We start from the raw sequence: 24,851 nt of genomic DNA, 5'->3' as shown, positions 1-24,851 counted from the left end.
CGTCTCGTCTCCCTGTTTCCTTTCCCACACGTGCAAGTTTCAAGTCAGGTGATCGATGTCATGACCGCCACAACCCCCAGAACCCGGCCCAAACTGTCCCCCTGGATGGTGGTCCTGCTCTTTGAAGTGATCGCAGCTCTGGGTGCCCTGCAACTGATTTACGACAGTTACTCATCGTGGATGTGGTTTTTGGGGATGGTGCTCTTGGCCATCCTGACTTCGATGGTCTACTTGCAAGGCAAAAAGGACCGCATGTACTGGACCAGCCTGACGGCTGTTTCCGGGATGGGCATCATGTTGATGGTGTTCATGGCCAGCGTTACAGGGGTGTTTTCCCCCTTGCTGGGTGCGTGGATGCTTTTGATTGGTGCTGCATGGACCTTGCTGGGACGCAAAATGGGAATCCTGTACACCACTCTGGCGGTTTCCAGCGTGGTGGCTTTGGTGGTGTTGCAGCAACTCAAAACATTGCATCTGGAGTTTCGTCATCCACCTCCGTCCATCTGGCTCACCGAGATCGTGATTCTGCTCACCGCTCTGGTCTTGCAAAGGGCCATGTTTCAGCTCTTTCAGCGCACCGAAGAAGAAGTGCGGGTGGCTTCCCAGCAACAGGAAAAAACCAATCGGGCCTTCGAGACTTCAGAAGCACGCAACCGTGCCATTCTGGAATCTTTGCCAGACAGTGTGCTCAGGCTCTCTCCAGAGGGCGTGGTGCTGGATGCCAGCATGGGAGAACAGGGCAACCTGCCCCTCCGTGAAGACCTGCTCTTGCGAAAAAAACTGCAAGATTTTCTGCCTCCCCAGAGCACCGACCAGAGCATGCAGGCCATCACCTGGGCGCTCTCGGGTTACGGAACCCAGACCTACGAAATGGAAGTCAAGCACCCCTCCGAAGGGAACCGCATTTTTGAATCCCGGGTGGTGGCCCTCAATCAGGAGGGGGTGATCATGTTCCTGCGGGATGTCACTTCCAGAAGAAATTCGGAACGGGATTTGCGGGACAGCTACGAGCGCTTCGAAATCGTTTCCAAGGTCACCAGTGAAGTGATGTGGGAATGGGACCTGCAAAACGACACGTTGTGGTGGAATGAAAACCTCGCGCTGGTTTTCGGGCACGAACGCACCAGTGGACAGATTGATTTCTGGGACCAGCATGTGCACCCCGAGGACCAAGCAGAGGTCCGGCGCAGCACCCGTTACGCTCTGGCCGGAGAGGACCCCCACTGGGCACAGGAGTACCGCTTCAGACGTGCAGATGGCACCTATGCCCATGTGTTTGATCGGGGGATTGTTTTGCGGGATGCCAAGGGCAACCCCTCACGCATGATTGGTGCGATGATGGACATCAGCGAACAGAAACGCATCGAGCAAGAGCGGGCAGAGCGACTGTACCGCATGGAAACCCTCGACCGGCTTTCCCGTGAACTGGCCGATGTGGGCCTGAATCCTGACGCTGCCATGCAGGTCATCGTGAAAAACTCGGTTCGTCTGGTGGGCGACCTGTGCATGGTGGTCACCCTTGCAGAAAAACCCGGTCAGACCCGTCTGGCTGCTGCCCACCATGAAAACCCTGATCTGGAACAACAGGTGCATTTTTTGATGGGCAACCGCCTTCTCAGCATGAACACCGGCATCAGTGGAGAGGTGTTCCGCACAGGACAACCTGTGGTGCTCGGTGGCATCTCGGGAAGAGAGGTGCGTTACCGGTTCAAGAAGGAATTCGGTCCTTTCTTCGAAGCCCATGAGGTGTATGGGGTGCTGGCGGTTCCGATGCTGGTGCACGGCAAGGTCACCGGTGTGATCACCTTGCTGCGCACCGAATCCAGCCGGCCTTACACCACCGAAGACCAGACCTTGCTGCAAAACCTCGCAGACCGGGCAGCCCTGACCCTCTCCAATGCCCGCCTGTACGAAGAAAATGCCCAGCAAGCAGAAATGCTGCGTGAAGCCAACGCAGTGCTGGAACAGCGCATTCTGGAACGCACAAAAGAACTTGCTGAAGCCAATGAACTGCTCACCCGCCTTGCCACGCAGGATGGCCTGACTGGACTGTCCAACCGCAGACACTTCGATGAACTGCTGGCTCTGGAGATCCGGCGCGCAGGTCGCAGCAACCAGTACCTCACCCTGATCCTGTGCGACATTGATTTCTTCAAGCTGTACAACGACAATTACGGCCACCCAGAGGGGGACCGTTGCCTCAAAGAAGTGGCTGCAGTCCTGAAAAACATGTTCCGCCGGGCCGGGGATGTGGTGGCCCGATATGGCGGTGAGGAGTTCGCCATGGTGCTCCCCAACACCGCGCCAGAGCAAGCCCAACTGCTGGTGGAGCGCATTCAGGAACTCCTGCACCAACGGCATTTGCCCCACGCCCATTCGAAGGTGTCAGATCGGGTGACCCTCAGCATTGGTGTGGCCAGCACCTGCATCCATGACCATGATCCGGTCACCTCTGAACTGCTGATCAAAACTGCAGATGAAGCCCTTTACGACAGCAAACACTCGGGGCGCAACCGTGCCACTTACCGTGTGCTGCAAGAAGCTTTCATTTGAGTGCATACCAAAAACACCAAAATAGAAAGTCATCCTGTTGCAGAAACCAATTCGGCCCTGTGTTTTGCTGAAAGCGTACTGCTCTTTCACACCAGAGCCCTGAGTCCCCAGAACACCAGCATCCCCACCAGAATGCAGCTCCAGAGTTGCCGATGAAAGTAGAACACCACTCCGGCCACGCACGCTGCAATCAAACGGACAGGCAATTCTTTCATTTCTGTGCCGAAATTCAGCACCACCAGAGCGGTGAACACACTCACCGGAATGAATTTCAGGAAGTGCAACCAGAACTCTGGCACCCGGGTTTTCCCCATGCTGAGCCCGGCAAAGCGCACCCCGTAAGTCACCAGAAACATCAAAAAGATGGTGAGCAGGTATTTCATCTGGTGGCCCTCTGGGTGAGGACCGCCCCGAGCAGGCTTCCGAAAATGCCAACCAGCAACACACAAACCCCACCAGGTAGGTACCTTTGCAGGACCAAGGCCAGCAACACGCAAAACCCGGCCACCAGAAAAGCGGGGCGGTGGTTCAGGGCAGGGAGCAGCAAGGCCAGAAAAGCCAGAGGGAACACGAAATCCACTCCATATTTGAGGGGATCGGGAATGCTGCTTCCCAGCAACGCCCCAATCAGGGTGAACACGTTCCAACTGACGAAAACACTCATGCTGGCCCCCATCAGGTAGGCGTAACTCGGGTAGTGGGCATTGGCGGTGACCCCAAACGCTTCATCGGTGAGGACCCACGCAGATTTGGCCCGTTGCAAGCGGGACAGTTTCAGGTTCTGGCTGATGGACAGGCCGTAAAGCAGGTGACGGGCATTCAGCAGGAAAGTGGTGAGCACCACGCTGAACAGGCTGGCCTGCTGCAAAAACATCCCGGCTGCAATGAATTGTGCCCCTCCAGAGAACACCGTCAGGCTCATCAGTTGGGTTTCCAGCACCGACAGTCCAGCGGACCGGGCGACCAGAGCATAAGAGATGGCGAAAGGCAGAAAGCCAATCCACAACGGCACGATGGCCAGAAATCCAGTTTTGAAGTCGGGGTGCCGCAGGGTTGCTTGCATGGTTCACCTGTTGGCTCAGGTCAAAACACCACCAGAGCAGGGTAATATATTACACTTGTGAGGGCTGCAACTCAATGTGCTACATTGAACAGCATGTCCCCCGAGCCACATCCCGAAGCTCCCCTCAAACGGACGCTGGCCCGCGAAGAGGTGTACCACACCCTCAAAAACTGGATCATCGAAGGCACCCTGGCCCCCCGCGAAAACATCCGCGATCAGGACCTTGCCCTGCAACTCGGGGTCAGCCGAACCCCAGTCCGCGAAGCCTTGCGCCGTCTTGAAGACGAAGGACTGATCGAGACCGCCAAAAACCGCTGGACGAGGGTGGCTCCCCTGAATTTGCAATACAGTAGGCACACCTACCCTGTGATTGGTTATCTGGAAGATCTGGCGTTGCAACTGGCTTTCGTGCACCTGAGTCCGCAAGACCTCAGAGCCATGCAAGAAGCCAACGACTGTTTCCATCAGGCCATTCTGGAAGCCGATTCCCGCACTGCCCTGCAGTCAGACGAAGCTTTTCACGGTGTGCTGTTGGCCAGAAGCGGCAACCCCGAGCTTCAAAAAATCGCCACCGAAATGAAAGTCCGCATGATGCGTCTGGAATGGTATTACTACCGCACCCACGGCACCGCAGCCCCCAGCGTTTCCGAGCACCAGAAACTGCTCGATGCCTTGCACCAGCAAAACCTGCCTGCGGCCAGAGCGGCTCTGGCTGCGAACTGGACCAGCAGTGCCGGACGCCTGATGAATTTGCCAGAGCCATGATGCAAGTGGACCGTTTGCAGCAGACAGCATCATCTGTGAAAGTACACGTTGTGGTGGAAGCCTGAATGCCGTTTCACAAATGATGCTGTTCTGTCATCTCTGGTGCAATGCAGCATCACGTCTCGCTGTGAACTGTCTACTGTCTTGCTCTGACCACTGGAAAAGCGGGACGGCCCGCTTCGCACTGAGCGCTGTGAACTGTCTACTGTAAACTTTTCCGGCGAGGATCTGAAACCATACCCTCTACTGTGATCTTCCATCAAGGAACATGGGCCAGCAACCTCTGCAACACCCACTGCTGCACCCCCAGAGGACAGACAGGATTGCACACCAGCAAACGGATTTCGCTGTTTGCAACTTGAACACGGAAACGTTCACCTTGCCAGCAGAATTCCAGCACCTCCACATGATCGTTTTTGAAGACCACGGCCATCAAGAGCATCTCGGGCCATGCAGCAAACCAGTGGTGCAAGGTGGGGTGTTGCGTCCCGAGGGGAACCAGTGCAAATCTTTTCCATGTTTGACGGCTTTTGATGGGGTGGGTGGCTCTGGAAGTGGGATGCAAAAGGGCAGAGGAATGGGATTTGAGGGCTCTCTGGGACATTTGAACCCATTGCAGCACGGTTGGGGTGGGATTGTCCTTGACTTGAGTCAAACGCCCCTGCCTCTCATGGAAACCGTGTGGATTTTTCATCTGAGGGGTTCAAGCTGAAAGGGAAATGTATTCAAAATTACCAACTTTACCCCTCAAGGTCTGGCAGGTGCTGGGCATTGCTTTTCTGCAAGCCGTGCTTTTCAGGGTGCTGCAAGGCTCCGAAAACACCCTTTCTGCGACGTGGCAAACGTTTTGTTATGTGCTGGTGATCCTGATCCCCACGGGCACCGTGCTCGGGTTGCATGCCAGAGAGGGCAAAATGCAGGGTTTCAAAACCGCTTTGCTGGTGGCTGTGGTGACAGGCGCTTTGATGGCGGTTTCGGTCCAGATTGGGGCCAACCGTTATTCCAGTGTCTTTCAACTGAATCTGGTGCTGCTTGGACTGGCTTACGCAGTGACCTTCAGTGCACTGATCGGACGGCAACAGGGGCAACCCCTGTTCAACATGGGGGTGGGCTTGCTGATCACCCTCGGGGCTGCACAGCTTTTTGCCGGTCTGGTCTTGATGCTGGTGTACCTGATTGTGGCGCTTTTTCAGGCGATTGGTTTCAAATTCTTGCAAATGTGGCTGATGCAATCGGGCGTCCCAACCGTGATGCTGTGGGCTTTCACAGTCGGCGTCGGGGCTTTGCGCCAGAGAACCGAACTCACCGAAGGGGCATCCAGAACCATCCTCTTCATTGTCAGTTGGATTTTGCCGGTGCTGGCTCTGGTTTCGGTGGTGTTTCTGGGCAGCGCACTGTTTGCCAAACGGGAAGCCCTGTATGAGGGTTTGCTGTCCTCGGGGTTGTATCTGGGGTTCAGTGTGGTGTTGCTCCTCTTGATCAACATCTGGGTGAGTGTGCAGCAATTCCCAGAGAAGCACTGGCTCAGTCGGGTGGTGCGCTGGTTGCCCTTGATGGTGGGAGGCTTTGCAGCTCTGGCCGTGTACGGTCTGAACGTGCGGATTCAGGAATACGGATGGACCGAACCCCGCATCTGGGCAGCCATTTTGACCTTCTTCATGTTGCTGACCTCTGCGGTCTATCTGGTGGTTTTGCGTCCCGAGAAACCTCTGGGAAACTTGCAACAAGGCAACCTCTGGGTGGCCGGTGCTCTGGTGGCTCTGGTGCTCCTTGTGCAGGTTCCAGTGCTGCGCCCCATCCATTTCGCGGTGGCAAGCCAGAAGTCCATGGTTCAAAATGGCACAGGGAAAAATCAGGTGCTGGATGCCATCTCTTACCTGTCTTCTGAAGGGAGCGAAGAGGGCAGAAAGGCCCTCAAAGCCCTGAAGCAACTGGACCTCCCTGCTGAACACAAAGTCTGGATTCAAGCTGCTCTGGACGGAAAATCCCTGTATGCCTTCCGCAACCAGAGTGCCACACGCCAGATCACCTTTGAGGCGGTCAAAGGTCAGGCTCTGGACCGGGAAAATCTCAAGGCGCTGGAAAAATTTCTGCTCTCCAGAACTGGAGAAACATCCATCCTGAATCAACTGAACTGTCAGAACGACAACTGCACCATCAAGTACCGGGTCCAGCCACTGCCAGATGGACAGTTGAGGGCTCTGGTGTTTTATGGTTGGAGCGATCAGCCTTACGGGTTCTGGTTCACCCTCAAAGAGAAGAAAGTGGTTCAAACGGGCAAACTGGCTTCTTCTCTGGAAGCCAGAGACCTGAAGTTGCCTGTCCCAGCAGGTTTGCAAGAAGACGATTTGAAGGAAACCCGCACCCCGGTGGACCTGATCTACATTGACAAGACCCCGGTGTTTGTGTTGCCAGAGCAGAGACCCTGAACAGGGGCAGCCTAAAGTCGCAGTCTGGGCGATGCAAACATAAAGCAGCCATCAGCCGTCAGCCAGAAGGAATGTTTTCTGGCTGCCTTTTGAGCCTCAAGTCTGATGGGCTTTCATTATGCGTCTTTGGGTCTGGCTGATTTCCAAAGCAAAAGCTTCAGGATGCGCTTTTCGCTGAAAGCTGATGGCTGAACGCTGAACGCTTTTTCAAGTGACCTGCCAAACTTCAGACTGTGCGTTTGTCCTGCTCCAGCCCCACTGCCGTTCCCAAAATGCAACACCCTCAGGTTATATTGAGGGCATGACAACACAATCCAGACAGGCGCTCTGGGAGCCTTCTCCCGAGCGCATTTCAAACACGCTGCTTCACCGTTTCTGGCAGCAACTGGAACAGCACACAGGGCAGCATTTTGAGACCTATGCAGACCTGAACCGGTACGCTCTGGACCATCCCCAAACCTTCTGGACTTTTTTGTGGGATTTTGTGGGCATTCAGTCAGAGGTGAGGGGAGAGGCCGTCCTGCAAGAAGATCAGGGCATGATGCTGGCTCAGTTTTTTCCAAAGGCCCGCCTGAATTTCACCGAAAATGTGTTGCGGTACGCTGGCCCTCAGGAGGCTCTGGTCGAGTATGCCGAAACCGGACGGCGCAGAAGCCTGACCCGCGACCAGTTGCGCGATCAGGTGGAGCAGATGTCTGCATATTTGCATGCTCTGGGTGTGAAAGCTGGAGACCGTGTGGCAGCATGGATTCCCAACTGCATGGAGGCGGTGGTCACGGCTCTGGCAGCTGCCAGAATCGGCGCGATTTACTCTTCCACCTCGCCGGATTTTGGGATGGATGGGGTGCTGGACCGCTTCGGACAGATTGAGCCTGTGCTTTTGGTGGTTGCAGATGGGTACACCTACAACGGCAAGGTTCAGAACTGCCTGAGCAAAGTCCCGGAGTTGCTTCAGGGCCTCCCATCGGTCAAAGAGGTTCTGGTGATCGCCTACCAGAGTGAATCCCCTGACCTCTCGGGGTTGGAGAAGGCCAAGCCCTTTGAAGCCGCTTTACAGCACGATCTGCCTGTGCCAGAGGCAGCCATGTTGGACTTCAACCATCCCCTGTACATCCTGTACTCCAGTGGGACCACTGGAAAACCCAAGTGCATCGTGCACCGGGCTGGAGGGATTTTGCTGAACCACCTCAAAGAGCACCAACTGCACTCCGACATCCACCCCGAGGACCGGGTGATGTATTACACCACCACCGGATGGATGATGTGGAATTGGCTGGTCACCGCTCTGGCGAGTGGCGCAACCATCGTGCTTTATGACGGTTCTCCCTTCAAACCCGGCCCAGAGCGCTTGTTTCAGATTGCCGAGCAGGAGAAACTGACTTTTCTGGGGGTTTCCGCGAAGTGGATTGAGTCGCTCAGAAAACTGGGCCTCGATCCAGCCAGCAAATTTGACCTCTCTGCCTTGAAAACCCTTGCCTCCACAGGCTCACCCCTGTCGGAAGAAGGCTTCGAGTACGTGTACGAACACATCAAAAAGGATGTGCACCTCAGTTCCATCTCTGGTGGAACCGACCTGTGCGGTTGCTTTCTGGGAGGCAATCCTCTGGCCGCGGTGCACCCTGCGGAGCTTCAGGTCCCCATGCTGGGCATGGCGGTCCAGATCTTCGATGAGGACGGGCACCCTCTGGAAGGTCCAGCCACCGGAGAACTGGTTTGCACCCGGCCTTTCCCTTCTCAGCCCCTGATGTTCTGGAACGATGCCGGACACCAGAAGTACAGCTCGGCTTACTTTGAGCGGTTCCCCGGCCTCTGGCACCACGGGGATTTCATCCAGAGGACCGAAACCGGATTCAAAGTGCTCGGGCGCAGCGACGCGACCCTGAATCCCGGTGGGGTGCGGATTGGGACCGCAGAAATCTACCGTCAGGTGGAGTCTTTCCCTGAAGTGCTGGAATCTCTGGTGTTCATGCGGAGTGTGCAGGGCGACGATCAGGTGGTGCTTCTGGTCCGCTTGCAAGAAGGCACCCCCCTGACCGAGGACCTGAAAAAGCAGATCCAGAGCCGCATCCGTCAGGCCTGCACCCCCAGACACGTTCCGGGTCGCATCGAGGGTGTGCCGGACCTTCCCAGAACCAAAAACGGCAAACTGCTGGAGCTTGCCGTATCAGACCTCGCCAATGGACGCACCGTGCGAAACGTGACAGCGGTCGCCAACCCTGAGGCTCTGGACTTCCTGAAAACCTTGTTTGCCTGAAGAAGCCCATCTGCAAGCCCGGTGACGCGCAAACTCACCGGGCTTCGAACAGCAGTTTCAAATGGTCTTCCAGCGCTTGAACGGGCAAATCAGGGTGCCCGAGGGCCACATGACAGCCTCTGGCGCGCACCAGTTTGGCCATCGCTGGACGGTATTGCAGGGTCAGGACCCCATCTTGCAACTGGTACCCTTCGATCACATCCAGAAATTCGATGCCGTCCAGATGCCTGTAAACCAATCTGGACGGCAACGCAGGAAGTCGGATCAGGTCAACCATGCTGATGGTTTTGCCGGGATCGTCACAGAGGGACACGAAAACCTCCCCATCCGGTTTGATGCCCGTTGCGACAGTATTGGCGGTGAAGCCCACGTAGAAATGCTGCTCGGGATCGAGTCCCATGATCTGTCTGAGGTTCATGGGGTCATTTTATCGGGTTGGCTCAGAAACGAGATGTGCTCTCCTGTTGAACAAAGCTCACAGTTTACGTGCTGAGTTGCCAGCGGAAAAAGGCAGAGAAACAGGGTTTTGGGTCGTTTTTGCCTTTGAAAGACAAGAAATGGTTAGCCAACCCAGTTTCCGTGCTTGCAAATGAAGCACATGCACCCCCATGCTGAAGACATTCAACCGGAGGAACCCATGCCAGAGTACCGTGATGACCGCCCGATTTCTTACGCAGATTTGCTGCCCCTCATGAAGCAAACCTCATGGATGGAAAGCCGCACCGAAGAGCAAGTGATGTCCATGCTCCAGCATTCTCTGGTGGTTTCGGTGTGGGAAAAGGATGTGCTGGTGGGTTTTGGCCGTGCACTTACCGACCATGTGTGTCGGGCTTTCATTGAAGACATCGTGATTGATGAAAAACACCGCCATCAAGGGGTGGGCAGCACCCTGATGCGCCACCTGCTGGAACGCTTGAAGGATGTTGAACAAATCCAGTTGGATTGCGTTGAAGAACTGGTTGGATTTTATGGGGCTCTGGGGTTTGAGCGGTCCAGTCAACCCAAAATGATTTTGCGGAAAGCTGTGCCAGAGCAAAGCCAATCAAGCATCACTTCCTGAGTCGGTACCTTTTGCTGGGCCTCCCCACATTTCCGTACTGCAAATTCACCCCGAGGTCCCCGAGTTCCAGCAGGTACTCCAGATAACGCCATGCCGTGACCCGGTTGATGGAGAGTTGCTCACTGACTTCGTCTACAGTGAGGCCCGCTGGGACATCTTCCAGCAGGATTTTGATGTCCTGCAAGGTCTGGGCCTGAATGCCTTTGGGCAGGTGCCCGTCCTGACGCACTCCGAGCATCTGGTCCAGTCGGGCTTGGGTCAGTTGGGAATGCATGGGTTTGTTGCGTTCCACAAAGCGTTCAAGGGTTTGCAGCAGGCGTTTTTCCTGCACGGGTTTGATCAGGTAGTCCAGAATGCCGTCCCGCAAAGCCTGTTGCACGCCCATCAGGTCGGAGGCAGCGGTCAGCATGATCACGTCCGTGGAGATGTTTTGCTGGCGGATGGTTTTCAGCAGTTCCAGTCCGTTGCCGTCTGGCAGGTAGGTGTCCAGAACGATCAATTCTGGTTTGAGGGCCTGAATGATGTGCAGGCCACTCTGGTACCCATCGGCATGCCCGATCACCTGGAACGCGGGGTGTTTTTCGATGGTGTCACGGTTGATGCGGGCCACCAGAGGGTCGTCTTCCACCACCACCACTTTATAGGGCATGGTCGTCCTCCAGTGGGTTTGGGAAGTTGGCGAGAAAGTGGGTGCGTTGCTGTTTGCGGTCATGGTGGATGCTGCCTCCTCGGGCTTCAAGGTGTTGCTGCACCAGAGCGAGCCCGATGCCCCGTCCGGTGCCTTTGGTGCTGTGGCCCCTCTGGAACACCCTCAGGCGGTCCTCTTCGGGGATGCCGGGTCCGTTGTCGATCACTTCGATTTGCAGGCCCAGAGGGTCCTCTCCGATGAACACCCGCACTTCTGCCCCTTGTCTGCCTGCCACCGCTTCAATGGCGTTTTCGATCAGGTTTCCGGTCACCAGCAGGATTTCGTCGGCGTGGGTGTGTTCCCATTGTTGGCCCAGAAAACTGCCCGGTTCCAGCACCAGTTGAATGTTTTTTTCTCGGGCGTAGGCGTATTTTCCGATCAAGAGGGCTTTGAGTCTGGAAAACTGCAGGTCTTGCAGGGCTTCCTGAATTTCGTCATGCTCATGGTGGTTTTTTTGAATCCATTGCAGGGCTTCTTTTTCCTGCCCGAGGTGGATCAGGCCGGCCAGAATTTGCAGTTGGTTCTGGTGCTCGTGGGTTTGTGCGCGCAAGAGTTCGGTGTAGCGTTTCACGCTGGTCAGTTCTTCGGCCACCCGCATGATGTCCCTCTGGTCCCGGAAGGTGATCACGTGCTGTTCGCCCATCGGGTAGACCGTCACCAGCACAGGCAGGTTGTTGATGCCCACTGGAACGTTCTTGCACTGGTGCTGGTTCACCAGAGGGCACACTTCAGGCCACACCTCAAAAAGAAATGATGGGCTCTGGGGGTCTTTCAGGTGCTCACGGGCTCTGGGATTCATCAGGATCACCTGCTGGTCCCGGTCTATCACCAGCACGGCGTCTTCGATGGCGTCCAGCACGGTGCGGTACTGGTCCACCAGACTGGCGATCTGCTCGGGTTCCATCTGGTGCATGGCAGCCTTGATGCGCCCACCCACCCACCAGCTTCCCAGCAAGGCCATCAGCATGGAAAGGGCAAACCACGGCAGCAAACTGAGCGCCACCTGTCCAGTCAGTCCGCGCAAATTGGGCAGCAGGTATCCCGTGGACACCACCCCGATCACCGCCCCCTGACGGTCAAACACCGGAACCTTCCCCCGGATGCTCTCCCCGAGGCTGCCCTGTGCGGTGTTGATGATTTCTTTCCCCGAGAAAGGCAAGTCGTTGTCTCCACCCACCATCGGCTGACCGATGCGCTCTGGAAGGGGATGGGCCACCCGGATGCCTTGCCGGTTTCCCACCACAATGAAATCCGCTTCGATGCGGGATCGCAACCGGTTCACCAGAGGGTTGATCACCTGAACCGCGTCAGGCTGGGTGAGGTGGTCTTGCACTTGCGGCAAACTGGCCACCATTCTGGAAATGGCCAGTGCCCTCTGGCCGTACTGGTCGAGGTTCTGGCGGTACAGCAGTTGCACTTCCGCCGCCCCCAGCACCACAAACCCGAGGCAGAACAGCACGAACAGCAAGCGGAAAAACCTCCAGCGGATGCCGGGTGGATGTCCGGGCTCCAGAAGGAAAGGTTTCTCCTGCATCAAAAAGGTTCGGGGGGGTCTGGTGGCTGTTCTCACAGGGGGCCTCTGGGGTTTGGGGATGGTTCCTGTTGGCCTGAACCGGAGGGGGTTCAAGGTGTGGACCTGCATCTGGATGGTGTGGTCTTGATTTTACCGCTTTGGGGCGCACAGATTTCAAGTTTCATGGCCTCGGAGGCAGGATCAACCTGATGGCTCAAGTTTGGCATGGCACCTCAAAATGCGGTCAGCCATCATCACCAAGAGCCTTACTCCGATTCCGTCAGACAAGGCAGACCGCAAGAAAAGCAGCCGAGCATTGTTCAGTTTTCTTTTCTCTTTTGACACAGCAGACATTCCTTTTTGCTGACGGCTGAAAGCTGATGGCTGATGGCTGATGGCTTTCTGTGTGTGTGCTGCCCGAACAGCCACTTTGCACCAATCCTGAGCTTTGAAATGGGATGCATGGCCCGGCATCATCCGAACCATGCATCTTCTGACTTCTGCTTCAGGCTGGGAACACCAGAGCGCTCTGGGGTGTGAAGTTGATGCTGGCCTGTCCAAAGCCCACTGGAAAGGGGGTGTGCACCCTGAGGCGTTCATCGCCCACCTCAAACCAGTGCTCGTAATGGGATCCGAGGTACAGCGAGTGCTCTTTTTTGCCTTGCAGGCTGTTTCCGGTGCGTTCACCTACACTGAGGCGCTCGGGACGCAGCACCAGTTTGCAGTCCGCTCCCCTCTGGATGGGGGTGTTCATGCGTGCGCGCACCACCGCATTCCCGAGTTGCACGGTGGCCTCTGGGCCTTCGGTTTGCAGCACTTTGCCCTGCAGAATGTTGGGACTGCCCATGAAATCCGCAATGAACAGCGAGTTGGGGTTCTCGTAGAGTTCCTGAGGGGTGGCGATCTGGGCCAGTTGGCCGTTGTGCAGCACAGCCACGCGGTCTGCAATGGCCATCGCTTCGGCCTGATCGTGGGTCACGAACACTGCGGTCATGTTGGCGGCCTTGAGGGCTTCCCTGAGCCACACCCTGGCGTATTCGCGCAGTTTGGCGTCCAGATTGGAGAGCGGTTCGTCCAGAAGCAACAGCACCGGATCGGTCACAAAAGCCCGTGCCAGAGACACCCGTTGTTGCTGCCCGCCCGAAAGCTCGCCGGGAAACCGTTCTGCAAGCCCGTCCAGTCCGATGCGTTTGAGGGTCTGCTCGACTTTCTGTTGTGCCTGTGCGCGGGGAATCTTGCGCAACTCCAGCCCGAAAGCCACGTTCTGGTGCACGGTTTTGTGGGGCCAGAGGGCGTAAGACTGAAACACCAGTCCGATGTTGCGGCGCTCTGGGGGCACGATGGTGGAGGTCCTCGCGTTGAACACGTCTTTGCCTGCAAGGGTGATGCTTCCGCTGTCGGGGGTTTCCAGCCCGGACAGGCACCGCAACAGGGTGGTTTTTCCGCTGCCAGAGGGGCCCAGAAGTGCGATGATTTCGCCTTGCTGCACATCAATGCTGAGGTTTTGCAGGATCTGGTTCTGCCCGAGTTTCTTGCCAAGGTTCTGGATGCTCAAAATCGCCATGTTTTTCTCCGTCATTCTCCTGCTTTGACACCCAGACGGTTGGCCAGAATGTACACCACGCCGATGATGCCAATTTGCAGGGTCGAGAGGGCTGCAATCGAATCCACAGCACCGGTTGCCCACAGGGACACAATCAAAGAGCCCATCACTTCGGTGCCGGGGGTCAGCAGGTACACCCCGGTGGAGTATTCCCGCACGAACTGCATGAACAGCAGCAACCACGCCGAGAGCAACCCGCTTTGCAAGAGAGGCAGGGTGATGCTCTGGAAGGCTTTGAGGGGAGAGGCTCCGGTCATGCGGGCAGCCTCTTCGAGGTCCTTGCTGATTTGCATGAGGGTGGCGGTCAGCAGCCTCACCCCGTAAGGCATCCACACGATGGTGTAGGCCAGAATCAGGCTGAACAGGGTGGTCCTCAGGAAGCCAATGGGCTTCACGAACAGAAACAGCCACATGAACGCCAGTCCGATGATCAGGCCCGGAACCGAACGGGGAAGACCACTCAGGTAATCCAGCACTTTGCGCAAAAAGGGTGTGGACCGCAAAATCCCCGAGGCGATGGTCAGGTACACACCCACCGCAATGAATCCGCCCACCGATGCCACCAAGAGGGTGTTGGTGACCCCCCGGCTCAGGTCAGGCAGGGTGAAAATCGCCTGATAGTTCTTGAGGGTCAGCACATCCAGCAGGTTGACCCCGGCCCCCCAACTGGTCACGAAGCTCCTCAAAATCACCCCGAACACAGGCAGCAGCACGGTGACCAGCAGGTACACCATCACCGCAGCTGCAATCCACCAGCGGGCCTTCCCGAGTTTCAGGCGTGCAGAGCGGTAACCTTTGGCCCCCACAGAGGTGTACTTGTTTCCGGTGTTCCCGAGGATTTTTCTTTGCAGGGCCACAATCAACAGGGCCACCGCGATCAGCAGCACCGCCACCACGGCCATCGGGCCGTAAGCTGGAACGCCAGTGATTCCGGTCAGGCGGTACAGGTAGGTGGTGATCACATCGATGCCTTTGGAATCCCCGAGCACCAGAGGCAAACCGAAGATTTCGAAGCCCAGCAAGAGCATCAGCATGGCACTGTAGACCACCGAAGGCCGAACCAGAGGAATGGTGACGCTCATGGCCACCGTCCAGATGCCTGCGCCACTGACTCGGGCGGCCTCTTCCAGCGATGCATCCAGATTGCGGATGGTGCTGGACACGTACAGGTACACGTAAGGGACGTGCAGCAAACCGGCAATGATCGCAATGGCAGGCAAGGAGTAGATGGTCCACGGCACCGTCCCGAACAGATCTCTGACTGGGTTGCTCACCAGACCCACAGGCCCAAAAACCATGGTGAACCCAATCCCCAGAATGATCGGCGAAACAAAAGTGGGGGTGAGCAGCAGCAACTCAAAACCTTTGCGGAACGGCAAATCGGTTTTGTTGACCAGAAAAGCCAGAGCGGTCCCGGCAGGCACCGCAATCCCGACCATCCCCAGAGCGATCACGAAAGAGTTGAACAGGGCACGGTAAAACGCCGGGTCGGTCAGCACATAACGGTAAGCGTCCAGCGAAACCTGCTTGATGGGTGCAAAGAACGGTGCACTGAGCAAACTCTGGTAGGCCAGCAGTCCCAGAGGGGACAACACCAGCACGGCCACCACGCAGGTGAGCAGGATCCCCCAGTATGCCGGTTTCAGTTTCAAGGCGGGTTGCTCGGCCTTGCTTTGCATCTGGGAACTGCGCCCGGTCATCACTGGCCTTTCAGGGCGGTGCGCCAGTCGTTCAGGAAGTCGTTTCGCACCGCAGGCTCAAGGTTTTTGAGGAGGTCTCTGGACACCGGAATCACATACAGGTTCTGCTTGCCGCCAATTTTGCCGTAGATGTTTTTGGGAACGGCAGGACCGGTGGTGCCAGAGCGCAGGGCGTAAATCAAAGATTTGTTGGCCATCACGTTCTGACCGCGTGTGCTCAGCAGGTAATCCAGAAACAGTTTCGCAGCATTGGGGTGCTCACCCAGTTTGCTGATGAACGCCGGACGCTGAAAAGCCACGGTTTTGTCCTTGAAGAACGCCACCCCGATGTCTGGCACTTTCTCGGCACGCAGCAGGGCGTAAGAACCAATCACGTTGTACCCGAAGTGGTGCTCCCCAGAGATGACCTTCTCCATCATCACGCCAGAGGAGGAATACTGCGCGGTGCCCGACTTCCCGAAGGCTTTGAACAGGTCCATGATGCTGCCCACCGTCACACTGTCCTGATGTAAGAAAGTAAAGCCGATGCCGCTTTTCTCGGGGTCCCAGGTGGCCACCTTGCCGTTCATTTTGGGGTCTGCAAGCAGTTTGGCAAACTCCTGACGGGTGGTGGGGGGCTTTTTCACAAAGCGCTTGTTGTACACCAGCACGCCCGGCTCCATGGTGGTGCCGTACAGGATGTTGTCCAACTTGGAGGAGGCAGGGTAAAACTTGGCCTCTGGCGAGGTGTAAGGCAGGGCGTAACCATCTGCTGCCAGTTTCACTTGCAGTTCCATGCCACTGCTCCACACAAAATCCGCGCTTTTTCCACCTGCTGCTGCCTCACTGATGAAACGGCTGTAAAGCTGGGTGGTGCCGATGTCGTTGTATTCCACTTCAATGAAGGGGTACAGGGTTTTGAAATCATCGATCAAGAACTGGGCGCTGGCCTGATCCGTCGAGGAGTACACCACCAGTTTTTTCTCTTTGCGGGCCTCATCGATGGTTTTCTGGTAACTGGCAGGATACCCTTTGGGCACCTGTGCCAGAGCGGGTGCGGCAAACAACAAGGCCAGTGTGACAGACACAAATTTCTGCATAAAACCTCCACAGGACCTTTCAAGTCCTCTTCGCTGTGTTTTGGGATGCACACAGCATACGGGACATTTGCCGGGTCAGGAAGATTTGGTTGCTTTGATTGCATTGATTTCACAGACATGCAAGAAACCTGTCTGGTTATGGAAAGAAAACCAGCGGTATGTATCCGTCAGACCACGGAGTTGCCATTGGGAAGTGTCTGGAAAAGCATAAAGAGAAGATGCAGCCCTTTCAGAAGCTGCTTTCGTCTGCTCTTTGCACTTTGCGACGGTAAAACGCCTGCGCTTTGGCCCGGTTTCCACAGGTGGCCATGCTGCACCAGTTGCGGCTTTTGTTTTTGCTGGTGTCCAGAAAGTGCCGGATGCAGGTGGACTTTGCACATTTTTTGAGGCGGCCTTGCAGGTCCAGAGTCAGCAGATTTGCCATCTGGTCGGCCAACACCCCCAGCAAGGCGTCCGGGGTGTCCAGTTCGTGTTGCAGCTTGAATTGCAATGGCACCTGTCCTACAGCCAACACCTTGCGAGGGGGGTGTTGCCAGAGCAGCAGGTTCAGGTGCTTGAGCAGGTCAGCAGGAACCTCTGGTGTGTTCACCAGACCCTCGATGGCGTGCCTGAATTCGTCCCTCAGGGCTCTGGCTTGCTGGTGCACTTCTGGAAAAGAGGGGTGCAGGGACAGCCTCTGGAGGTCTTCACCAGGGACCAGAGCGCTTTCCTGAAGCCAGCGTTGAAAGTCGGTGGGGGCAGGCAACTGGTCTTTCCGGTGGCCGTCCCTCTGGCGAACGGTGTTGATGAAATCCAGAGCCACATGTCCGGCATCAAAATCAAAGGTTTCGGTCATGGTTCACTCCAGCTTACTGACTTCTGCTTGAGCAAAGCGAATGGGAAGGTCAGGAAACGACAACGAGGTTGCAGCAACCTCTGCTCGGATCGGGAACGGGAATGGTTCAAAGTGTCCATTTATAACCAGTATAATATCACTTGACAGGTTAGAAAAATGGACTTAGCATGGAGGCACAGGAAACCCGCACTTCCAAAACCCGAAAAGGGAAGGCTGGGGTTTCCGGAATGGAGAACCTCATGCACATTCAAAGGCTTCACTGGGCAGGACTCCGACTCCAGCATGGCAACACCACCCTTCTGGTGGACGCCATCACCCCTCCAATGACACTTCCCGTCAACATCAAAACCCCGCACCGGGGTGCACTGCTGACCCACCACCACCCCGACCATGCAGACCTGCCCTACCTGACCGCCATGCTGGGGGCAGGCAGCACCCTGTTGACCCACACAGATGTGGCACCCCTTTTGCCTCCCTCGGAGTTGCATCTGCGCACCACCCCACTGCACCAACCTGTGCACCTGCACCCCTCCACCAACGATTTCACAGTGTGGGCGGTCCCTGCCGTGGATGGCCTCGGAGACCCACAGGTGTCATGGGTGATCGATGCTGGGGGCAAACGCATTTTGCACGCCGGAGACACCCTCTGGCATGGTCACTGGTGGACAATTGTCCGAAGTTACGGACCTTTCGATGCGGTTTTCCTGCCCATCAACGCCCCCAGAGTCAACCTTGGGCGGTATCCAGACAGTGGCATTCCCATCGTGATGGTACCTGAGCAGGCGGTGGCTGCAGCACGCATCCTGCAAGCCAGAGCCGTGGTGCCCATCCATTACGGACGCCATGAGCCGGGCCGGTACGTGGAAATTCCCGACGCTCTGAGCACGTTCTCTGATCTGGCCCAGCAAGCGGGATTGCCCCTGAAAGTCTTGCAGCCCGGTGAAACGCTGGAATTCCTGCCTGTCCTTTCCTGAGCTTTTCAATCCACATTCGATCCACAGTGCCTTCAAGCCTGCCTGAGGGCACTGATTTTGCGCACCACCCCGAGCATCACAAACGCCACCACCACCATCACCGCCGAAAGCACCAGAGCCGGTTTCAGGTCCGATTCCAGCGCAGCATAAATGGACAGGGTGATGGTGCGGGTTTCGCCCTGCAAGGACCCAGCAAACAGAATGGTCGCCCCGAATTCCCCGAGCGCTCTGGCCCACGCCAGCACCATGCCTTCCAGCAAAAACGGAAACGCCAGAGGCCAGGTCACAAACCGGAACACCTGCCCATTGCTGGCCCCATCCACTCGGGCTGCGTTTTCGATGTCCGGGTCAATGGACATGAAGCCCCCTCTGGACGCCCGAATGAAAAAGGGGGCAGAGGTGAACAGTTGCGCCATCACCACGGCAGCAGCGCTGAACGCAATCTGGATTCCGGCCAGAGACAGCACCGGTCCCAGCACCCCATTTCGACCAAAGGTGAGCAGCAAACCCACCCCGGCGACCACCGGAGGGAGCACCATCGGCAAATCCAGCAGGGTGTCCAAGAGGGTTTTGCCCCTGAAGCGGTAACGGGCCAGCAGGTAAGCGATGGGTGTTCCAAACAGCACCGTGACCAGCAACGACACCGAGGTGGTGAACACACTCACTTTCAGGGCGTCCAGCACCACAGGCTCAAGGAGTGCAGCAAAAAACCCCCCTGTGAACCCGTTCCCGAGCACCACAAAAGTGGGCAACAGCAAAAAGCCCATCAAAATCAGGCTGAGCACCAGAGGCAGGGTAGGCAACACGTCCTTTTTCATGGGCGGACCGGCAAGAACCCCCATTTTTTCAGGATGCTTTGTCCGGCTCTGGACTGCACAAACGCCACGAAAGCCTGTGCAACCTCAGGTTGCCTGCTGCTTTTAAGGACCCCCATCGGGTAATGGGTGATCACGTTGTATTTGCCCGGAATGGCAAGGGTTTTCACTTTGTTTTTGTTGTCTCCCACGATGTCGGTGGTGTAGACCACCCCGGCGTCCGCTTCACCCAGAGCGATTTTCAGGACCACCTGACGGACGTTGTTCTCCTCGCTGATCAGGTTCTTCAGGGCTCTGGCGGTGAATCCTTTGCTGGACTTGGAAAAGGCATCAAAGACCGCTCTGGTGTACTGTCCAACGGGCACATTTGGGCTGGCCAGAATCAGTTTCAGGCCGGGTTTGGCAAGGTCGGACAGGGAGCGCACCTTTGCAGGATTCTGAATCGGGACCACCACCGCCAGTTGATTGCGAGTGAAGGTGGTTTTGTCTGTCAGCAGACCCTTTTTGACCAGAGGATCAAACTGCAATTCGTTGGCACTGGCGAACACATCTGCCTGTGCGCCTTGCTCCAGTTGGGTTTTGAGGATTTGTGAGCCTGCAAACTGAAAGCGCACCTGATGCCCGGTTTTCTGCCCAAATGCCGTACCGATCTCCTGAAAAGCTTCTGTCAAAGAGGAGGCAGCAAAAACCGTCAGGGTCTCTGCATGGGCCACCGACAGGCAAAAGCACAGCATCAACAACATTTTTTTCATGGTGTTCCTTGACCTGCCCACTGAAGCACCTCTCCGGCCTGAGAGGGATCGTAACCGCCCAGAGCCTGCACACTCTGGCGCAGCACTGGAGATTTCAGGTGCAAGAGCAGCTTTTGCAGCACAGGATGGTTCTGGTGCGCTGGGGCCACCACCAGATCAAAACGTTCCTGCACCAGTGGAATGAAATCCAGACCTGCCCCCTCCGCCACAGCTTGCAGGGCCAGACCGACATCTGCCTGACCAGAGAGCACCTGCTGGGCCACTTCCTGATGGCTCTGGGCTTCGGTGGGTGTAAGGGTGATCTGAGAAAGGTCCACGCTGGCCTCCCTGAGCAGGGCATCCAGCAAAATCCGGCTGCCTGCACTGCTTTGACGCTGCACCAGACGCACATTCGGACGGGTCAGGTCATTGAGGCTCTGGATGTGCAAAGGGTTGCCTCTGGCCACCAGCAATCCCTGTTGCCACGTCCAGAGGGAAACCACCATGCACCCTTGCAGCCCTGCTTTTTCCAGAAAAGGCAGGTTGAACGTCTGGCCCTCTGGGTCATGCAGGTGAATCCCTGTTGCATGCACCTGACCGGCTTTCAAAAGCTCCAGACCTTCCAGACTGGTTGCATGAACCGTCTGAATGCGCTGCTCTGGTCCATTCTGTTGCAGCAAGGCAAAAGCCGGATCGCATCCGGCCAGCATCAAGGTGTGGTTCCAGAGCTCTGGCGAAGTGACCGGAGAGAGCCTCACCTGCCCGGCCTCGACCTCCTGCACCAGAGCGTCGGTAGTGTGCAAGAAACGCTCGGGTCCAGTGAGTGGATGGGCCACCAGACGGTTTCCCACCTTTGCCACCCTCACCTGTGCACCAGATTGTGTCTCTTTTTCACTGGCCCACATGGCGACAGGCAACTCTTGGCTTGCAAGTTGGAACAGGTCCTCTACGCTGCATTTCAGGGCCTGTGAGAGTTGCAAAGCCACCAGGGTGCTGGGAATGTACTTTCCCTGCTCGATGCTGTGGATGGACTGCCTGCTCAGGCCCGTCCGTTCAGCCAGTTCAGATCGGCTCAGACCACAACGCTCACGTTGGGTTTGCAGGTGGATGACAAGGCCAGACATCCCCCTGAATGTAAACAACTCTGGACGGAGTGTCAAGAACAGATGACAAACTCAGCAGGTCAAACGCAAAGTCGCTGTTCGCGCAGTGCAATCAGAGAGAGCCATCAGCCGTCAGCAATCAGCCAGTATGAAAGTCTGTTTCTGGCCCTTTGAGCTTAAACTCTGAGTGGGCTTTCACTTGTTGTTTTTTGCTGTTCTCGAAAGCAATTGCCTCTGGGTGTGCTTTTTGCTGAACGCTGAAAGCTTTCTCAAGTGTTCTTTTTTTGCTCCTCGGTCACGGGTGTGTGGTTCACGTATCCGTAGGCTGCCACGGCCAGAATCACAATGCCGATGCCTCCACCAATTTCCAGCACACTCCACTTGTGCTGGTTCTCAATGACCAGCGAAAAGAAGGCCACCACCAGAGCCACCACCGCCACATTGACCAGTTTGTCTTTCAGGTCTGTGAAGGTTTTGATCTCCAACCAATCGGGAATGCTGTCGATTTTGCCCACAAACAGGGCATAAAGACCAAAAGCAATCACCATCAAGGCGGTGGCGACCAGCAGCACATCGGCCTGTTCGATGCTGGCGACCAGCAGGATTTTGCCCATTTTTTCGGTTCCAAGGTCCAGAAACGTTTCCCGCACCAACCGGACCGTCCGGGCCATCACCGACACAAACATCAACAAAGACAGCACCAGACTGGAAATGACCCCGAGCACAGCAATGAATCGGGTGAACCCGAGAATGCGTTTCATGGCTGCATGATAGGACAAAAACCTGCTCCTGTTTGGTTTCCTGTGGTTTTTCTTTCTGGTGCTTCAGGTGACCCATGGCAAATTGCATGTTTTTCAAAAGCGGTGGCCTTCACAAAGATGCCTCCCTCAGGCATGTTATCTTCGGCGTCATGAGCGATGTCACCGAATTGTTCTTTGATGAATGAGGGGCGCACACCCGTGACTTTAGTCATGAGTGAGCCCCTCTCGCCCTGAAAAGGAGGACAAAAGGCGAAAGCTTCTGGAGATTTTGAACGACATATGTTACAATTGTAGCTGAGATGAAAAAAGGTCGGGGCTACGTCTACCAGCTTGAATACCACCTCATCTGGTGTGTGAAATACCGTCATCAGGTTCTGACAGATGAAGTGGCAGATGGGCTGAAAGACATTCTGCGTGACATTGCCGCCCAGAATGGTCTGGATGTTGTTCGGCTGGAAGTCATGCCAGACCATGTTCATCTCCTGCTTGGTGCAACCCCACAACACACCATCCCCGACTTCGTCAAAGCCCTGAAGGGTGCGTCGGCACGTCGGATGTTTGCAGCTTACCCGCAGTTAAAGCAAAAGCTATGGGGTGGCAATCTCTGGAATCCGTCTTATTGCATTTTGACTGTTTCCGAGCATACCCCTGCTCAAATTCAGAAATACATCGAGAGCCAGCATGATCAGGAATAAGGCTTTCAAAGTCAGGCTGTATCCCACTGCAGCTCAGACCGAACTGATAAATCGCACACTGGGCAGCGCAAGGTTCGTCTACAACCATTTTCTTGCCCGTCGCATCGCGGCTTATCAGGAGAACAAAAAAGGGTTGAGCTACGGACAAACCAGCAGTGAGCTGACCCTTCTGAAGCAAGCTGAGGAAACCCGCTGGCTTTCGGAAGTGGACAAGTTCGCCTTGCAAAATGCCCTGAAAAACCTTGACACCGCGTACAAGAACTTCTTTCGTGCTGCATCGAAGATGGGCAAGAAAGTGGGTTTTCCGCGCTTCATGAAGAAACGCACAGGTGAGTCTTACCGCACCCAGTTCACCAACAACAACATTCAGCTTGCACAAAACAAGCTCAAACTTCCCAAACTGGGCTGGGTCAAAACCAAAGGACAACCGGACATTCAGGGAAAAATCTTGAATGCCACTGTGCGTCGCGTTCACGAGAACCATTACGAAGCGTCCATCCTCTGTGAAGTTGAAATTCCCCATTTGCCTGCGGCCCCCAAATACGCAGCAGGTGTAGATGTTGGCATCAAGGATTTTGCCGTCATCACCGATGGTCAGGCGTTCAGCCATGCAAAAAACCCGAAATACTACCGCTCCACCTTGAGAAAACTTGGCAAAGCACAAAAAACCCTGTCCAGACGCAAAAGGGGCAGCGCACGTTATGGGAAAGCGAAAACCAAGCTGGCTCAGATTCACAAGCGCATCGTCAACAAGCGTCAGGACTTCCTTCACAAGCTCACCACCGCTCTGGTGCGTGAATATGAAATCATCGGCACGGAACACCTCAAACCTGACAACATGCGAAAAAACCGCAAACTGTCGTTGAGCATCAGCGACGCGGGATGGGGTGAGTTCATTCGGCAGTTGGAGTACAAGGCAACGTGGTACGGGCGACGGGTGTCTAAAATCAGTGCTTACTTTCCATCGAGCCAGATGTGTCACGACTGCGGGTTCAAGAATCCTGCAACGAAAAACCTTGCCGTCCGTACATGGACTTGCCCGAATTGCGGGGAGTTTCATGACCGTGACGAGAACGCTGCGCTGAACATTCGGCGTGAAGCGTTGGTGGCTGTCGGAATGCCAGACACCTTAAACGCTCATGGAGATGGTGTAAAACCTACTTCGGTGGGTAGCGGTCTACGAAGTGAGAATCGCTCGACTTCAGTCGAGTGAGGTTCAATTTGTCTGCCCCTACGCATGGCGGGGCGTGGAACTGGCCCTGTTGCTTCGTCAGGATGGACACACCTTCAAACTCAGGCATTTTTCTCTGGTGGAAGGCAACCACACCGACAACACCAAGGAGCTGAACTGGAAGATCACCGATCAGCCTCTGGAAGATGTGGCCACAGAGGGATACATGCAGTACCTCACCCCGAGCCTGCGTGCATTTCTGGCCGCCCGGGCAGCTTCCCAGCAGGGAGAAGAACAAGCGTGGGCTTTTACTCTGGCCCTGTTCCGTGCCCACCACCAGCACAAAAACCCCCTCGATGAAAACACCATTCTGCAGGCAGCCAGCACCGCAGGTCTGGACTTGCAGCAATTTCAGCAAGCCCTGCAGGATGAAGCCCACCTGAGATCCGACCTCCGTCAGGACCTCGACCTTGCTCGAGAAATCGGGGTGTTTGGGACCCCCACTTTTGTGCTGCCAGAGGGCAGTGCTGCCTATTTCCGCTTTGAGAACGCCACACCGGATCTGGCTGCAGCTCGGGTGCGCTGGGACCTGTACCAGCAGGTACTTGCAAACGACGCAGGCATGGCCACCATCAAGCGGGCCAAAAACCGACCTGCACGCAAAATCACCTGACCAGAATACAATCCAGAGCATGCAAAAGACCACCAGAGCAGGTGGTCTTTTGGCTGTTTTGATTCCGTTGGGTGGACTTTGATGGTGTGCCAGAGTTCACCTCACCCTCAGGGTCAGCGCAAAGTCCCTGTCAGGCCATGCCAACAGAGAGAGCCATCAGCAGTCAGCGATCAGCAGTCAGCAATCAGGACAGTTTTTTGGCTGCCTGTTGAACGGAAAGTCTGAGTGGCTTTCCGTTTGTGGCTTTTTGTTTTGCTGTTTGCAAAAGCCTCAAGGTGAGCTTTTTGCTGAACGCTGATCGCTGAACGCTTTTTCAAGTGACATGCCAAAAGTCAGACGTCACGCTGACCCTGACCTCACCCTTGACATTCGAATCGATTCGACCA

Annotated in this window: 24 protein-coding genes; 9 read left to right on the top strand and 15 right to left on the bottom strand. The window is 55.9% G+C overall.

Features of this window, described 5'->3' with window-relative positions; genetic code table 11:
• The first annotated feature begins 60 nt into the window (after nt 1–60).
• The gene (locus Q371_RS25570; RefSeq protein ID WP_051963962.1) at nt 61–2,553 is read left to right on the top strand and encodes a diguanylate cyclase domain-containing protein; all 2,493 of its coding nucleotides are present in this window, start codon (nt 61–63) and stop codon (nt 2,551–2,553) included.
• An 86-nt stretch (nt 2,554–2,639) separates the two neighbouring features.
• On the opposite strand, the gene Q371_RS09715 is transcribed toward Q371_RS25570, so the two are convergent.
• Complete coding sequence (locus tag Q371_RS09715) at nt 2,640–2,936, bottom strand: AzlD domain-containing protein (protein ID WP_034339491.1); 297 nt, start codon at nt 2,934–2,936, stop codon at nt 2,640–2,642.
• Complete coding sequence (locus Q371_RS09710; RefSeq protein ID WP_051963960.1) at nt 2,933–3,616, bottom strand: AzlC family ABC transporter permease; 684 nt, start codon at nt 3,614–3,616, stop codon at nt 2,933–2,935. Before Q371_RS09710 ends, Q371_RS09715 begins: the two co-directional genes overlap by 4 nt.
• 93 nt (nt 3,617–3,709) lie before the next feature.
• Here Q371_RS09710 and Q371_RS09705 point away from each other — a divergent pair, with 93 nt between their 5' ends.
• Nucleotides 3,710–4,381 carry a GntR family transcriptional regulator gene (locus tag Q371_RS09705; protein ID WP_034339488.1) on the top strand — a complete coding sequence of 224 codons (672 nt, stop codon included), beginning with the start codon at nt 3,710–3,712 and terminating at the stop codon, nt 4,379–4,381.
• A 259-nt stretch (nt 4,382–4,640) separates the two neighbouring features.
• Here the strand turns inward: Q371_RS09705 and Q371_RS09700 are convergent, their stop codons facing one another.
• Complete coding sequence (locus Q371_RS09700; RefSeq protein WP_157442619.1) at nt 4,641–5,036, bottom strand: hypothetical protein; 396 nt, start codon at nt 5,034–5,036, stop codon at nt 4,641–4,643.
• A gap of 64 nt (nt 5,037–5,100) precedes the next feature.
• Between Q371_RS09700 and Q371_RS09695 the strand changes: the two genes are divergently transcribed.
• Both Q371_RS09695 and Q371_RS09690 read left to right on the top strand, forming a co-directional pair.
• Nucleotides 5,101–6,810: a DUF4153 domain-containing protein gene (locus tag Q371_RS09695; protein WP_084571362.1), complete on the top strand. Its 1,710-nt coding sequence runs from the start codon at nt 5,101–5,103 to the stop codon at nt 6,808–6,810.
• 301 nt (nt 6,811–7,111) lie between these two features.
• Complete coding sequence (locus Q371_RS09690) at nt 7,112–9,064, top strand: acetoacetate--CoA ligase (protein ID WP_034339480.1); 1,953 nt, start codon at nt 7,112–7,114, stop codon at nt 9,062–9,064.
• Between the two features lie 34 nt (nt 9,065–9,098).
• Here Q371_RS09690 and Q371_RS09685 read toward each other — a convergent pair whose 3' ends face one another.
• Nucleotides 9,099–9,482: a hypothetical protein gene (locus Q371_RS09685; RefSeq protein WP_034339477.1), complete on the bottom strand. Its 384-nt coding sequence runs from the start codon at nt 9,480–9,482 to the stop codon at nt 9,099–9,101.
• Nucleotides 9,483–9,701: 219 nt separating this feature from the next.
• On the opposite strand from Q371_RS09685, the gene Q371_RS09680 reads away from it, so the two are divergent.
• Entirely contained in the window at nt 9,702–10,124 is a 423-nt protein-coding gene (locus Q371_RS09680) for a GNAT family N-acetyltransferase (RefSeq protein WP_169743822.1), read from the top strand.
• Here the strand turns inward: Q371_RS09680 and Q371_RS09675 are convergent.
• From Q371_RS09675 to Q371_RS09645, 6 genes are all read right to left on the bottom strand, one after another.
• Nucleotides 10,114–10,773, bottom strand: a complete 660-nt coding sequence (locus Q371_RS09675) for a response regulator (RefSeq protein ID WP_034339472.1) — start codon at nt 10,771–10,773, stop codon at nt 10,114–10,116. The two genes, Q371_RS09680 and Q371_RS09675, sit on opposite strands and share 11 nt — an antisense overlap.
• A complete protein-coding gene (locus Q371_RS09670) occupies nt 10,763–12,346 on the bottom strand; it encodes an ATP-binding protein (protein WP_169743821.1) in 1,584 nt (527 codons plus the stop codon). The genes Q371_RS09675 and Q371_RS09670 overlap by 11 nt, the downstream gene beginning before the upstream one ends.
• Before the next feature lie 484 nt (nt 12,347–12,830).
• A complete protein-coding gene (locus tag Q371_RS09660; protein ID WP_034339647.1) occupies nt 12,831–13,889 on the bottom strand; it encodes an ABC transporter ATP-binding protein in 1,059 nt (352 codons plus the stop codon).
• Between the two features lie 11 nt (nt 13,890–13,900).
• On the bottom strand, nt 13,901–15,628 hold the full coding sequence (locus tag Q371_RS09655; protein WP_211253826.1) for an ABC transporter permease: 1,728 nt from the start codon (nt 15,626–15,628) through the stop codon (nt 13,901–13,903).
• Nucleotides 15,628–16,707 (bottom strand): ABC transporter substrate-binding protein, encoded by a 1,080-nt coding sequence (locus Q371_RS09650; protein ID WP_034339468.1) that lies wholly within the window; start codon nt 16,705–16,707, stop codon nt 15,628–15,630. Before Q371_RS09650 ends, Q371_RS09655 begins: the two co-directional genes overlap by 1 nt.
• Nucleotides 16,708–16,936: 229 nt before the next feature.
• Nucleotides 16,937–17,542 (bottom strand): CGNR zinc finger domain-containing protein, encoded by a 606-nt coding sequence (locus Q371_RS09645; protein ID WP_034339466.1) that lies wholly within the window; start codon nt 17,540–17,542, stop codon nt 16,937–16,939.
• Between the two features lie 239 nt (nt 17,543–17,781).
• Here Q371_RS09645 and Q371_RS09640 point away from each other — a divergent pair, with 239 nt between their 5' ends.
• Complete coding sequence (locus Q371_RS09640; protein ID WP_169743820.1) at nt 17,782–18,516, top strand: MBL fold metallo-hydrolase; 735 nt, start codon at nt 17,782–17,784, stop codon at nt 18,514–18,516.
• A 32-nt stretch (nt 18,517–18,548) separates the two neighbouring features.
• On the opposite strand, the gene Q371_RS09635 is transcribed toward Q371_RS09640, so the two are convergent.
• The 5 genes from Q371_RS09635 to Q371_RS25565 all read right to left on the bottom strand — a co-directional run bounded on the left by Q371_RS09635 (nt 18,549) and on the right by Q371_RS25565 (nt 22,138).
• Complete coding sequence (locus tag Q371_RS09635) at nt 18,549–19,334, bottom strand: ABC transporter permease (RefSeq protein WP_034339461.1); 786 nt, start codon at nt 19,332–19,334, stop codon at nt 18,549–18,551.
• The gene (gene modA, locus Q371_RS09630) at nt 19,331–20,083 is read right to left on the bottom strand and encodes a molybdate ABC transporter substrate-binding protein (protein ID WP_034339458.1); all 753 of its coding nucleotides are present in this window, start codon (nt 20,081–20,083) and stop codon (nt 19,331–19,333) included. Before modA ends, Q371_RS09635 begins: the two co-directional genes overlap by 4 nt.
• A complete protein-coding gene (locus Q371_RS09625; protein ID WP_034339455.1) occupies nt 20,080–21,186 on the bottom strand; it encodes a substrate-binding domain-containing protein in 1,107 nt (368 codons plus the stop codon). Before Q371_RS09625 ends, modA begins: the two co-directional genes overlap by 4 nt.
• 248 nt (nt 21,187–21,434) lie before the next feature.
• Nucleotides 21,435–21,926 carry a YqhA family protein gene (locus Q371_RS09620; RefSeq protein WP_051963952.1) on the bottom strand — a complete coding sequence of 164 codons (492 nt, stop codon included), beginning with the start codon at nt 21,924–21,926 and terminating at the stop codon, nt 21,435–21,437.
• Nucleotides 21,923–22,138: a hypothetical protein gene (locus tag Q371_RS25565; RefSeq protein WP_051963948.1), complete on the bottom strand. Its 216-nt coding sequence runs from the start codon at nt 22,136–22,138 to the stop codon at nt 21,923–21,925. The genes Q371_RS09620 and Q371_RS25565 overlap by 4 nt, the downstream gene beginning before the upstream one ends.
• Nucleotides 22,139–22,225: 87 nt before the next feature.
• Here Q371_RS25565 and tnpA point away from each other — a divergent pair, with 87 nt between their 5' ends.
• Genes tnpA through Q371_RS09605 form a run of 3 tightly spaced genes read left to right on the top strand, consistent with a single transcriptional unit; the run spans nt 22,226 to nt 24,465 of the window.
• A complete protein-coding gene (tnpA, locus tag Q371_RS09615; RefSeq protein ID WP_034339452.1) occupies nt 22,226–22,621 on the top strand; it encodes an IS200/IS605 family transposase in 396 nt (131 codons plus the stop codon).
• Entirely contained in the window at nt 22,608–23,834 is a 1,227-nt protein-coding gene (tnpB, locus tag Q371_RS09610) for an IS200/IS605 family element RNA-guided endonuclease TnpB (RefSeq protein ID WP_034339448.1), read from the top strand. Before tnpA ends, tnpB begins: the two co-directional genes overlap by 14 nt.
• Nucleotides 23,806–24,465: a DsbA family oxidoreductase gene (locus Q371_RS09605; RefSeq protein ID WP_281174297.1), complete on the top strand. Its 660-nt coding sequence runs from the start codon at nt 23,806–23,808 to the stop codon at nt 24,463–24,465. The genes tnpB and Q371_RS09605 overlap by 29 nt, the downstream gene beginning before the upstream one ends.
• Nucleotides 24,466–24,851 lie beyond the last annotated feature (386 nt).

Source organism: Deinococcus misasensis DSM 22328, assembly GCF_000745915.1.
Taxonomy (GTDB): Bacteria; Deinococcota; Deinococci; order Deinococcales; family Deinococcaceae; genus Deinococcus_C; species Deinococcus_C misasensis.
This window is presented reverse-complemented; position numbering and strand designations above follow the sequence as displayed.